This window comes from Streptococcus oralis, assembly GCF_023109195.1.
GTDB classification, from domain to species: domain Bacteria; phylum Bacillota; class Bacilli; order Lactobacillales; family Streptococcaceae; genus Streptococcus; species Streptococcus oralis_BV.
Genome location: NZ_JALDUB010000001.1, coordinates 151011 through 163626, shown reverse-complemented (window position 1 = coordinate 163626; position 12616 = coordinate 151011). Strand labels below are relative to the sequence as shown.

Genomic DNA, 12616 nt, shown 5'->3' with positions numbered 1-12616 from the left:
TTTTCCCACATCTACTAGTTTAGCATATTTCTAGGTAAAATTATAGTCTTTTTTGGTTATTTTTTCCTTCAATAATAGAAAGGTCACTTTTTTCTTTGACGAGATAGAGTGGTCTTTTTTTGGTCTCTAGATAAATCTTACTGATATACTTGCCTAGAATTCCAATGGTCAGGAGTTGAATCCCTCCAAGAAAAAGAATGACAGCCATCAAAGAGGTCCAACCAGATGTCGGATTTCCCAAGATAAGGGTCCGAAACACCACAAAAATAGTCATCACAAAAGAAATAAAACAAGATAGAAGTCCCGCTACAAAGGCTATACTCAAGGGAAAATCTGAAAAGTTGAGAATCCCTTCAATCGAGTAGAAAAAGAGCTGCCTAAAACTCCAACTGGTCTTGCCAGCCTGTCTTTCGACATTTGGATAGTCGAGATAGTGCGTTTTAAAACCCACCCAAGCAAAGAGGCCCTTAGAAAAACGATTGGACTCTGTCAAGGATAAAATAGCATCCACCACAGATCTTCTCATCATGCGAAAATCACGGACACCTGAGGGCAAGGCTACTGGGCTAATTTTTTGCATGAGGCGGTAAAAGACGTCAGCACAGAAACTGCGGAAAAAGGGTTCTCCCTCCCGACTAGTTCTCCGTGTCCCAACACAGTCCAAGTCTGCATTTTGGTCTAGTAAGGCTTTCATCTCAAGTAGCATACTAGGAGGATCCTGAAGATCTGCATCCATCACGACCACCAAGTCTCCAGTTGCATGCTGCAAGCCTGCGTATAAGGCTGCCTCTTTCCCAAAATTTCGTGAGAATGAGACATAACGGACCGCAGGATTTTGCTCCCGATAGGCCTTCAAAAGCTCTAAGGTCCCATCGTTTGAGCCATCGTCTACAAAGACATATTCGACTTCTGCTCCCAAGTCAGGAAGCAGAGCTTCCACAGACTGATAAAAAAGAGGAAGTACTTCCTCTTCGTTTAGACATGGGACAATGATTGAAATCATCATCTTAGTCTTCAAATCCATTTGGATGCTTGCTTTGCCAACGCCATGCGTCTTCACACATTTGGGTGATGTCGAGTTCTGCTTCCCATCCGAGCTCTGCTTTGGCTTTTGCTGGGTCTGAGTAGCAGGCAGCGATATCACCTGGGCGGCGTTCTACGATGCGGTAAGGAATAGGACGTCCCACTGCTTTTTCCATATTTTGGATAATTTCAAGAACGGAGTAACCTTTACCAGTTCCAAGGTTATAAATGTTTAGACCTGAACCTTTTTGGAGTTTTTTCAAAGCTGCAACGTGACCTTTAGCAAGGTCTACGACATGGATATAGTCACGAACCCCAGTTCCATCTTCTGTATCGTAATCATCTCCAAAAACTTGTACTTGTTCTAGTTTGCCCACTGCTACTTGTGAAACATAAGGCAAGAGATTGTTTGGAATTCCGTTAGGATTTTCTCCCAAGTCTCCACTTTCATGCGCTCCGATTGGATTAAAGTAACGAAGCAAAACCACATTCCATTCTGAATCTGCCTTGTAGATATCCGTCAAAATTTCCTCTAACATCAGCTTAGTACGACCGTATGGATTGGTCACTGAAAGTGGGAAATCTTCCAAGATTGGAACAGTGTGAGGATCTCCGTAAACTGTCGCAGAAGAACTGAAGATGATGTTCTTACAGTTGTTTTCTTCCATAGCTTTTAGAAGACTGACAGTTCCAGCGATATTGTTGTCATAGTAGACAAGAGGGATGCGGGTTGATTCGCCAACAGCCTTCAGACCAGCAAAGTGAATGATACCAGTCGGTTCTTCCTGCTTGAAAATATCTCTGAGGGTATCTGTGTCACGGATATCTGCCTCATAAAAAGGAATCTCGACTCCTGTAATTCTCTCAACAACTTCTAAACTTTTACGATTGCTATTGACAAGATTATCCACCACAACGACTTGATGACCTGCTTGGATCAACTCAATAACAGTGTGGGTTCCGATAAATCCAGCACCACCAGTTACCAAAATCTTTTCTTGCATCTTTCTTCCTCGATTCTCGGATTATTTTTTCTTATTTTATCATTTTTGATAGGGAATGTCATTTGACATCCTAAACCACCTGCTAAAATTTTAGTAAAATGCTTATACTCTTCGAAAATCAAATTCAAACCACGTCAGCGTCGCCTTACCGTGGGTATGGTTACTGACTTCGTCAGTTCGATCCACAACCTCAAAGCAGTGCTTTGAGCTGACTTCGTCAGTTCGATCCACAACCTCAAAACAGTGTTTTGAGCAGCCTGCGGCTAGCTTCCTAGTTTGTTCTTTGATTTTCATTGAGTATTATTCGCTTTTTACTCGTTTGACATAGTTTTCAATTGGATATTTTACTGGATCCAAAGTCAACTCCTTGTCTTGGACAAGTTGAGCTAGATGATATCCGATGATTGGACCCGTTGTGAGACCTGATGAACCTAGACCACTAGCCGCATAGGCACCTGCTAAGCCAGGTACTTCCCCAAAGAAAGGGGAGAAATCACTGGTATAGGCACGGATTCCTACTCGCTCACCTCTTTTAGTAGCTTCAGCCAAGGCTGGGTAGTATGGCAAGGCTGCTTCCTCCATTTGTTGAAGCAAGGGTTCATCCACCGTCAAGTCAAATCCCATATCATTTTCATGGGTAGCACCTAGGGACAATTTCCCACCTGCAAAAGGAATCAAATCCCACTCCCCTTCTGGCATGACAACAGGGTAAGATTTCATATCTTTGGTAAGTTGATAATCTCGTAGTTGTCCCTTTTGGGGACGAACATCTACCTCATATCCTAAAGGTTTCAAAATGTCCCCCAACCAAGCTCCCGACGCCAAAATAACTTGATCAAACACTTCTTCACCAATCTGGTAACCGGATGCTAAAGGTGTCAGACTCACTTTTTCTTTGACCAGCTTGACCTGACTGGCTTCTAGCAAACGAGTCACTAAGAGCTGGCCATCCACCCGTGCCCCACCAGAAGCGTAGATCAGGCGGTCGAATCCCTGCAAGCCAGGAAATAATTCATTTGCAGACGCTTGGTCTAGAATGGCTAATTGACCTATCAAGGGAGATTCTTCTCTGCGCTGGAGGGCTAGTTCATAGAGTTCTTCTAACTTGGATTCATCCTTTTTCAAGAGAAAAACTCCCGAACGCTGGTAAAAGTCGATCTCCTGTCCTGATTTTTCTAAATCAGCCAACAAATCCACATAAAAGTCAGCCCCCAAGCGCGCCATCTTGTACCAAGCTTTATTGCGGCGTTTGGAAAACCAAGGACTGATAATTCCTGCTGCAGCCTTGGTTGCTTGCCCCTGTCCATGGTCAAAAACGGTCACCTCTAGGTCAGCTTCTTTAGAGAGGTAGTAGGCAGCTGTTGCCCCCACAATTCCTGCTCCAATAATGGCAACTTTTTTCATTGTCTTCACCTTCTAACTAGATATGGTGGAAAGGATTAGTCGATGCTTGACTAGGCACAATATCAATGCCCCAGCCCTTCTCTGCCTTCCATTGAGTAAGAAGTTCTGCGATTTTTTCGACAAAAAGCACTTCTATATAGTGGCCTGGGTCCAATGCCAACAGGCCATCAGAAAGCATATCCTGGGCTGTGTGATAGTAGATATCGCCAGTGATATAAACATCTGCCCCCTTTGCTAAAGCATCCTTATAGAAAGACTGCCCGCTACCACCACAGATAGCTACTCTTGAAATAGGCTTCTGCAAATCACTCTCGTGATAATGGACCATGCGAAGACTATCTAGACCAAAGACTTGCTTGACATGTTGGGCCAATTCCCCAAATGTCTGAGGTTGAACATTCCCAATACGTCCAATTCCACGTTCTGGACCTGTCTCCTGCAGATAGGTCGTTTCCTCAATACCTAACATCTGACAGAACCAGTCATTGAGGCCATTTTCAACGATGTCAATATTGGTATGGCTGACATAAACGGCAATGTCATGCTTGATAAGGTCGATGTAAATCTGATTTTGTGGGCGGCTGGCTACCAAATCCTTAATCGGACGAAAGATTGGCGCGTGCTTGACGATAATCAAGTCCACACCCTTTTCAATGGCTTCAGCAACCGTCTCTTCACGAATATCGAGGACAACCATAACCCTTTGGATCTCCTTGTCTAGAGTACCGATTTGCAGGCCACGACTGTCACCCTCCATTGAAAATTCCTGAGGGCAAAAGGCTTCATAAGCTTGTATTACTTCACTTGCTAGCATGGAGAACCTCCTTTATGGCTTGAATTTTATCTACTAAAACTTGTCGTTCCTCCATATTTTTTTCTGGAATTTGATCAAGGGCTAATTCTAACTTAGCAGCTTCTTTTTGCCATTTTTGGACAAAGACTGGGCTGACTTCTTTGGACAAGATAGGTCCAAAACGGACATCACTGGCTGATAGCTTCATTTGTCCTGCTTCCACCACTAGAATTTCATAAAACTTGCCAGCTTCTTCTAAGATGCTTTCTGCTACAATCTGAAAACCGTTACCCTGTAGCCAGATGCGCAAATCGTCTTCACGATTATTGGGTTGGAGGATCAAACGCTCTACATTAGCTAGCTTGTCCAAGCCTTCTTCCAATATGGTAGCAATCAAACGGCCACCCATACCAGCAATGGTGATAACCGATACTTGGTCTGCCTCTTCAAAGGCTGCCAAGCCATTGGCTAAACGAACTTGGATTTTCTCCTTTAAGCCGTGAGCCTCAACATTTTTGACCGCTGACTGGTAGGGTCCTTCCACCACTTCCCCTGCAATAGCGCTTTTGATTTGGCCTCTTTCAACCAAGTCAATTGGCAGATAAGCATGGTCACTCCCCACATCTAGTAACACAGCACCTTGTGGCACAAAGGAAGCTACCAATTCTAATCTCTTTGAAATCATCTTCTCTCACTTTCCAAAACTCTATTACCTCTTATTATACCACATTTCAGCTAGCAATCTTGCACCTAAAAAGACCGCAATCCACAGATTGCAGCCTTTCTTTATTTTCTGGATTGGTAACGACTAGTTAGAATGAAAATCACGGTAAAGACAGCCATCATGACAAGGTAAACAGGGAATGTTTGTCCTGTCAAGGTCGAAATTTCAAGCAGTTTCTGGATCATTGGGAAAAGAGCTGTGGCTAGGAAGCCTCCTACTGACCAGACAATCAAGAGGACACGCCAGAGAGTAAATGGCATGCAGGCTCTAAATACGGATAAGAAACCAATTGACCCAAGGAGATAATAGAGTAGGGTTGAGATTTCTAACTCAGACCAACCTTGACTAGCCCCAAAGATTTTGACAAAAAGAACGCTGAACACGACCATGAGGGCACTTGGTAGGGCACGAAGCATGGATTTTCTGAGGAAGTTTGGTTCAACAGGCTTGATATTTCGCTCAAAAGTCAGAACGAATGGTGGGAAACCTTCCACGAATTGGTCAATCATGGTAATCTGGATTGGAATGAAGGGGAAAATCAAGATCCACTCAGACCGTCCCAGAAGAACACTGGCGATACAGATAACTGCTAACAAGAAGGAATAGATGGTCTTAATCAAGAAAATCGGTGCAATATGGGCGATGTTATTAACCACACGACGGCCTTCAAAGAGAATCTCAGGAACATCATTGAAGTCTGAGTTCAAGAGAACTAGATTGGCAATCTGACGAGTCGCCGGATCTCCCTCCGCCATTACAATCGAACAATCTGCTTCGCGGAGAGCTAGGATATCATTGACACCATCCCCTGTCATTGCCGTTGTATGCCCTGCTTTTTTCAGAGTTTGGATGATGATTTTCTTTTGATGAGGGGAAACACGTCCGAAAATAGCTGTCTCTTCAGCCATGGCAACCAATTCCTCATCCGTGATTTTTGAGCAATCTACATAGCTGTGATAGTCCGCAAAACCAGCCTTTTGGGCAATGCTGGAAACCGTGACTGGATTATCACCAGAGATAATCTTGAGGCCCACTTCCTGAGAACGGAGATAATTCAGCGTCTCAGCTGCTCCTTCTCGAATCGGGTCCAAGATTTCCAGCAAGGCCAGGGCTTGAATGTCAGACGGTTTCTGTGGTTTGTGATGATCTAGTTTTTCCTGACTGAGGGCCAAGACCAAGACACGTGACCCTCTCTCCAAGGCCTCTCTGGCTTCTGATACTTCAGAGTCCAACAACATCTCAGGAGCTCCCAAGAAAACTGTCCCTAGCCCTTCTAACTCCATAGCTCCCCACTTGCGGTCGCTAGAGAAGGGAAGATTCGAGATCATAGGATAGGCTACTTGACCTTGGAAACGCTGACGAATGGCTTGAGCTGTTGGATTTTTATCCTCACTATGAGCGATATAGCTAGTCAAAATGCTGGCAATAGCCTCATCACCATAAGTTTCCGTCAGAGGAAGAACAGCCTCCACCTGCATCTTTCCTTGGGTGATAGTGCCCGTCTTGTCCAGACAGAGCATATCCACGCGCGCCAAGGTCTCGACAGAGTACATCTCCTGCACTAAAACCTTTTTCAAGCCCAGCTTAATCACCGCAGTCAAGAGCGAAGTAATGGTCAAAAGGGCAATTCCCTTGGGTAACATTCCCAAAAGGGCTGTCGACGAATTTACAACGGATGACTTGAGGGACAAGCCCTTTAACATCAAGGCTTCTAGCAGGAGAGCTAGACCAAAGGGAATGATAATCTTTCCAGTAAAACCAGCTAGCTTGTCTAGCGATTTCATGATACGGGAGTTGATCGGTTTCACTGTCTTAGCTTCCAGCATGAGTTTGGAAGCATAGTTGTCTGCCCCGACATGGTGAACTTGAGCCAAAACTGCGCCACTGGCTAGGAAACTCCCTGATAAAAGCAAGGCATCCACTTCTTTTTGCACCAAATCACTCTCACCCGTCAACATAGCTTCATTGACTTCCGCAAATCCTTCCAGAACCAGAGCATCACTAGGGATTTGCTCTCCAGCAGACAGACGAATGACATCTCCTAGAACCAACTCTTCTGGATCGAGAGCAACTTCTTGACCCTCACGAATGGTTTTAACTTTTTCCTTGGTCATGAGATTGAGCTTGTCCACCATGTGTTTGGCCCGTAGCTCAGTCACAATCCCAGAAAAAGCGTTAAAGCAGATAACGGCAAAGAAAACCAGATTGCTCCAAGCCTGCACAAAGGCTAGCGCCAGGGCAATAACAAAGTTTAATGCGTTAAAAAGTGTAAAAACATTTCGTTTAAAGATTTGCCAAGTACTGGTACTGGCTGAAGCGGTAAAGTCATTGACCAAACCTTGAGCCTGTCTTTCCTTGACTTCTCTTTGGGTTAATCCCATAATCTTATTTTTATCCATAAATTCTATCATATCATTTTTTTTAAAAGAATTCTAATCCCATCTAAAACTGTTGGCTGATAACTGAAAAAGTTTGCCAGTAGTCTTTTGATAAGGTATAATAATAAAAGCAATACAATCGAAGGAGATCTCATGTTTTATACTTATTTGCGTGGACTAGTCATGCTGATTTTGTGGTCCATCAATGGCAATGCCCACTATCACAATACTGATAAAATCCCTAGCCGAGACGAAAACTATATCCTCGTCGCACCTCACCGTACCTGGTGGGATCCTGTTTACATGGCCTTTGCGACCAAGCCAAAACAGTTCATCTTTATGGCCAAAAAAGAGCTGTTTAACAACCGTATCTTTGGCTGGTGGATCCGTATGTGCGGCGCCTTTCCTATCGACCGGGAAAAACCTAGTGCCTCTGCCATCAAGTACCCTATCAACGTCCTCAAAAAAAGCGACCGCTCTCTCATCATGTTCCCAAGTGGGAGCCGTCACTCAAATGATGTCAAGGGTGGAGTAGCCTTGATTGCTAAAATGGCTAAGGTTCGTATCATGCCGGTTACCTACACCGGTCCCATGACCTTGAAAGGCTTGATTAGCCGTGAACGTGTGGATATGAACTTTGGAAATCCTATCGATATCTCAGACATTAAGAAAATGAATGATGAAGGGATTGAAATGGTTGCAGACCGTATCCAAGCAGAATTCCAACGTTTGGACGAAGAAACCAAGCAATGGCACAATGATCAAAAACCAAACCCACTCTGGTGGTTTGTCCGCATCCCTGCCCTTATCCTTGCAGTGTTTGTTGGTATCCTAACGATTATCTTTAGCTTTATCGCAAGCTTTATCTGGAATCCAGATAAGAAGAGAGAGACTCTTGGTTAAAAAATACAATTATCCCTTAGCTTTTGCCAAGGGATATTTCTTTTATTCGATTTTCCATTTTTGGGCCAACCAGTTGGAAAAGGCTAGAAATCGCTCAGCCACTTGCTCATGATGCCCATAAGGATCAAAAACAAACTGCCCAGTCAGATAACGTTTCTGAAGACTGGTATGGATCTGCTCAGCATAGGCTGGTGCTTGACCCAAGCGATTGGTATGATGGGCTCCTTCTGTTTGGCCATTCTGTAAATACAGCAAACAATCTAAATTTTTCACCTTTTCTTCCCTGCAATAAGTCGTAAAATCAGGGTACCAAAAGGAACCACAGATAGAGAAGATACAGGAGACCTTATCAAAATGGAAAAGACTGTATACAGCCGCCAAACCACCTAGTGAGTAACCCCCATAAGCAAGGCGATTTTTGTCCAGACGATAAAGCGACTGCAGCTTGTCTAAAAGACTACCAAATAAATGATCATGATAGGCATTTGCCTGACCCCCAAAATCCAGAGCCCCCTCTCTCAGAGCAGATGCCTTCCATGGAGTGTAGTCATCTAGGCGATTTTTAGAGGTCAAGCCCACTAAAATCACAGATTCTGAAAGGGAAGATAGAAAATCCAAGTTTCCATCATTCAAGAGAACAGCTGGATAGGTTTGGTTGGGATCATAAGTCGAAGGAAGGCTGACCTTGACTTGGATCCCTTCCCAGTCAAACTCATTATTTATTGATAAAGTCATTGATTTTCTCAAGGGAATCAATCACTGCTGGACCATAGTCCATCAACTCATCGTAAGAAATGGTCATGATTTTTTGATTCTTAATAGCAGGAACATTTTCCAAAACTTCATTTGCCTTCATCAACTCTACTGCGTTGGCATCCAATTTTTTATTGCGGTCGCTGGTTACATAGATAATCAACTCAGGATCCATTGACACGAGATTTTCCAAGGTCAAGCCTGATGTTCCCGTTGCAACGTTGGTATAACCAAGTTGATTCAACAAGCTTTCTTGCAAAGCAGACTTGTAGGCACCAAAGGTTTCATCATTATAAGCAACCATAATCAAAGCCTTTTTCTTTTCACCTTGGCTTGTTGGATTTGCTTTCTTAACAGCGTCAATTTTAGCTTGTAATTGGGCTGCGTATTCATTAGCCTTGTCCTGAACATTGAAAATCATTCCAAGATTTTTGACATCTTCTACGATATTTCCCAAATCTTGCTGAATTGTTGAGAGAGAGGCTTTTTGCGTAAAGACTGGGATTTTATTTTCATTCCAAGTGCTAACTGTCCCCAAGGATTTTTCAGAAAACATCATATTTCGACCCATCACAGCATCTGGCTCATAAGAAAGGACTGTCTCTTGTGAGACTGTTTTTTTGTCCCCAATTTGAGGAATCGTCGCAATCGCGTCCTTGTATTTGTCCGTCACAGCATTATCAGGGTTAAGCATGCCAGCAATTTTATCCTTCAAGCCTAACTCCAATAAGATTTCAGTGGTTGAAAGATTGTTGGTGATAACTTTTTCAGGTGCCTTGTCAAAGACTTGTTCGACTTCATTTCCCTTAGCATCATAGGTCTTGACCGTTAACGGATAAGTCGTCTCTGTGCTGGCTTTTTGACTTGTTTCTGTGCTAGAGTGTGTGGTAGTTTTTTCTGTAGTAGTATTACCACAAGCTGCCATGGTTAGGGTAGCTACTGTTACGAGTAAAATACTGAGTGTTTTTTTCATTTTGTTTTCCTTTTCTTTCTTATAAATAGTGAATCATAGCTTGCTGATCCTCGGTCCAAGTAACCTGACTTTGAACTCCGTATACAGTTTGCAATGACTCAGGGGTGATGGTCTCCTTTGGAGTCCCTTGGTAAAGGATTTCTCCCTCTTTCATCAGATAGAGATAATCCGAATAGCGACAAGCAAGTTGAATATCATGTAGGACAGCTAAAACATTGACCTTGAGATTCTTCACAATGGCCAACAAGTCTAACTGGTACTTGATATCCAGGTGATTGGTAGGTTCATCTAGGAGCAAGAGAGTCGGTTCTTGCGCCAAAGCGCGTGCTAATAAGACTCGCTGTTTCTCCCCACCTGACAGAGACGAATAGAGACGAGTTTTCTTCTCAAGCATATCCACCTTGACGAGAGCATCTTGAACGAGGGCATAATCCCTTTCCTTTTCCTTCTGTAAAAAAGAGAGGTGTGGAGTTCTTCCCAGCAAGACGATTTCCTCAACTGTACAATCAAACTGCAATTGATTAAACTGGGTGACAACTGCCATTTGCTTGGCTGTTTCTTTGAGTGACCAATGCTCCAGTGGCTTTCCATCTAGTCTTATCAAGCCTTTGTCCGCCTTTTCCTGACGATAGAGAAGTTTAAGCAGGCTGGTCTTTCCACTTCCATTTGGTCCCAGTATCGTGTGAAATTGATGCCCCTCAACCTTAAGAGAAACTCCTTTGAGGATTTTTTTCTCTCCCAGTCCAAAGTGGACATCCTGACAAATCAAGTCCATATCAGGCCCTCACCTCCCTTCGCCTACCTCCAACAATGTAGATAAAGAAGGGAGCACCTACTAAGGCTGTGAAAATACCAATCGGCAACTCAGCGTTTGGAATGATGATACGGGAGAGTACATCTGCCCAGATGACAAAGAGGGCACCCAGCAAGGTCGCAACAGGAAAAAGCCTCTTGTAATTCGTTCCTACTAACCCTCGAGCTAAGTGAGGAGTAATCAGTCCAACAAATCCAATAATCCCACAAGTAGCCACCAAGACAGCCGTCAGCACAGCCACCACGGTCACGTAAAGATACCAATAGAAGCGTAAGGGAATTCCCAAAGTTAAAGCAGCCTCATCTCCCATCATCATCGCATTAAAAACACGATACTGAGTAGCGAAAAATAGAAAGGCTAATCCTACTACTATAGTTGGCAGGACTAAGTCAGACCAAGTAGTCCCTGCAAGCGAGCCCATAGTCCAAAACTTAATGGTCATCACACTGTCCGCATTAGCGCCAACTGAGATAATAAAGTTGGAAAATGCCAGAAAGAGAGCATTGACCACCGTTCCTGATAAGATCAGACTAGAAGTCGTCATCCTTCCCTGCATAGAGGCAATGATAAGGACAGCGATTGTTGCCAAAATAGCTCCAAGGAAAGCTCCAAGGCTAATCACCAATTTTAAACCAAGAATGATGCTCAAAGTTGCCCCTAGAGTTGCACCCGCAGAAATTCCTAAGACATAGGGCTCTGCGATGGGATTGTTCACTGTGGACTGCATCACGCTACCACACATGGAAAGACCAGCCCCTACTATCAGACCTAACAATACTCGGGGGAATCTCATGTTCCATACAATGGCAAGAGTAGACTTGGAAACCTCTCCTATCTCAAGAGGAATCCCCAATCTGCTCAAAATAATCCGATAGGTATCTCCTAGATCAATCGCAACAGACCCCATAGAAACAGCTAGAAAGAGGGAAATTCCTAAAACACTTAGCAAAATAACCAAAAACAACACAAATTGCAAATCTTGTCGGCTTCCAGAAAATTTGGAAATCATGAAAACCTCCTTTGATAGAATCTTAAAAATTTAGAAAATTCTCATAAAAAGTATACCATATTTCTATTAGATGAACAAGGATAGAGACATATATAGACGAGCCGAAGATTGTACAAAAATGTTCGTGAAACAAAAAATCTCCCCGAAGGGAGATGATCTGGTTTATTTTACCTTACAGTGCTAGGAACCGTAACCGAAGATTATACTTGAGTATATCGAGGTAGGGTGACAAAAGTAAAAAAGCTACCCAATTTAGAGTAGCTTCATTATCAAGATATGCTCAATTGAACACGGCCTAAGCAAGCGGATAAAAACAAAAAGCCCTCTGAAATCAGAAAGCTTTATTCTTGCTGGATAAAACGTTTATAGATTAGGCGACAAGCCGAAGATTGTACTGATGGTACATCGAGGCGAAGGCAACGAAGTATAGAAACGTTTTAGACGCAAGATTAACGACGAAGTCCTAGAGAGTTGATTAACTCACGGTAACGGTTAACGTCGTTTTTACGCAAGTATGCAAGCAAGTTACGACGGCGACCGATTTTCTTCATCAATCCACGGTAAGTAGCGTGGTCTTTTTTGTGTTGTTTGATGTGTTCGTTAAGGTGGTTGATTTCCCAAGTAAGGACAGCAACTTGAACCTCTACTGAACCTGTATCACCTTCGTGACGTGCATATTGTGCGATGATTTCATTTTTTTTCTCTTTTGAGATTGCCATGATGTTTCTCCTTTTTATTTGGCTTCATCCGAGTGACAGGTTGGCATGCCTGCAACCAAGAAGAAGTTATTTGTCTTTACGACAGTTCTTATTCTACCAAGAAGCAGGAACTTTGTCAA

Annotated in this window: 12 protein-coding genes; 1 reads left to right on the top strand and 11 read right to left on the bottom strand. The window is 43.3% G+C overall.

The window, feature by feature from the left end:
- Window positions 1-40: 40 nt before the first annotated feature.
- From M1F65_RS00785 to M1F65_RS00760, 6 genes are all read right to left on the bottom strand, one after another.
- Window positions 41-1006 (bottom strand): glycosyltransferase family 2 protein, encoded by a 966-nt coding sequence (locus M1F65_RS00785; RefSeq protein WP_049485209.1) that lies wholly within the window; start codon window positions 1004-1006, stop codon window positions 41-43.
- A 1-nt stretch (window position 1007) separates the two neighbouring features.
- Window positions 1008-2027, bottom strand: a complete 1020-nt coding sequence (galE, locus tag M1F65_RS00780; protein WP_049485170.1) for a UDP-glucose 4-epimerase GalE — start codon at window positions 2025-2027, stop codon at window positions 1008-1010.
- A 300-nt stretch (window positions 2028-2327) separates the two neighbouring features.
- Complete coding sequence (locus M1F65_RS00775; protein WP_070657421.1) at window positions 2328-3431, bottom strand: NAD(P)/FAD-dependent oxidoreductase; 1104 nt, start codon at window positions 3429-3431, stop codon at window positions 2328-2330.
- 16 nt (window positions 3432-3447) lie between these two features.
- Entirely contained in the window at window positions 3448-4245 is a 798-nt protein-coding gene (locus M1F65_RS00770; protein WP_247925286.1) for a Nif3-like dinuclear metal center hexameric protein, read from the bottom strand.
- Window positions 4232-4909, bottom strand: a complete 678-nt coding sequence (locus M1F65_RS00765; RefSeq protein ID WP_084921681.1) for a tRNA (adenine(22)-N(1))-methyltransferase — start codon at window positions 4907-4909, stop codon at window positions 4232-4234. The genes M1F65_RS00770 and M1F65_RS00765 overlap by 14 nt, the downstream gene beginning before the upstream one ends.
- A gap of 101 nt (window positions 4910-5010) precedes the next feature.
- Window positions 5011-7347: a cation-translocating P-type ATPase gene (locus tag M1F65_RS00760; RefSeq protein ID WP_247925285.1), complete on the bottom strand. Its 2337-nt coding sequence runs from the start codon at window positions 7345-7347 to the stop codon at window positions 5011-5013.
- Between the two features lie 132 nt (window positions 7348-7479).
- Here M1F65_RS00760 and M1F65_RS00755 point away from each other — a divergent pair, with 132 nt between their 5' ends.
- Window positions 7480-8229 carry a lysophospholipid acyltransferase family protein gene (locus M1F65_RS00755; protein ID WP_000500182.1) on the top strand — a complete coding sequence of 250 codons (750 nt, stop codon included), beginning with the start codon at window positions 7480-7482 and terminating at the stop codon, window positions 8227-8229.
- Between the two features lie 42 nt (window positions 8230-8271).
- On the opposite strand, the gene M1F65_RS00750 is transcribed toward M1F65_RS00755, so the two are convergent.
- The 5 genes from M1F65_RS00750 to rpsO form a co-directional block, all read right to left on the bottom strand.
- A complete protein-coding gene (locus tag M1F65_RS00750; protein ID WP_247925284.1) occupies window positions 8272-8964 on the bottom strand; it encodes an alpha/beta hydrolase-fold protein in 693 nt (230 codons plus the stop codon).
- Window positions 8945-9955: an ABC transporter substrate-binding protein gene (locus M1F65_RS00745; RefSeq protein ID WP_042902702.1), complete on the bottom strand. Its 1011-nt coding sequence runs from the start codon at window positions 9953-9955 to the stop codon at window positions 8945-8947. Before M1F65_RS00745 ends, M1F65_RS00750 begins: the two co-directional genes overlap by 20 nt.
- A gap of 19 nt (window positions 9956-9974) precedes the next feature.
- Window positions 9975-10730 carry an ABC transporter ATP-binding protein gene (locus M1F65_RS00740; protein ID WP_000364117.1) on the bottom strand — a complete coding sequence of 252 codons (756 nt, stop codon included), beginning with the start codon at window positions 10728-10730 and terminating at the stop codon, window positions 9975-9977.
- 1 nt (window position 10731) lies between these two features.
- Entirely contained in the window at window positions 10732-11778 is a 1047-nt protein-coding gene (locus M1F65_RS00735) for a FecCD family ABC transporter permease (RefSeq protein WP_247925283.1), read from the bottom strand.
- A gap of 449 nt (window positions 11779-12227) precedes the next feature.
- On the bottom strand, window positions 12228-12497 hold the full coding sequence (rpsO, locus tag M1F65_RS00730) for a 30S ribosomal protein S15 (RefSeq protein ID WP_001018251.1): 270 nt from the start codon (window positions 12495-12497) through the stop codon (window positions 12228-12230).
- Between the last annotated feature and the right edge of the window lie 119 nt (window positions 12498-12616).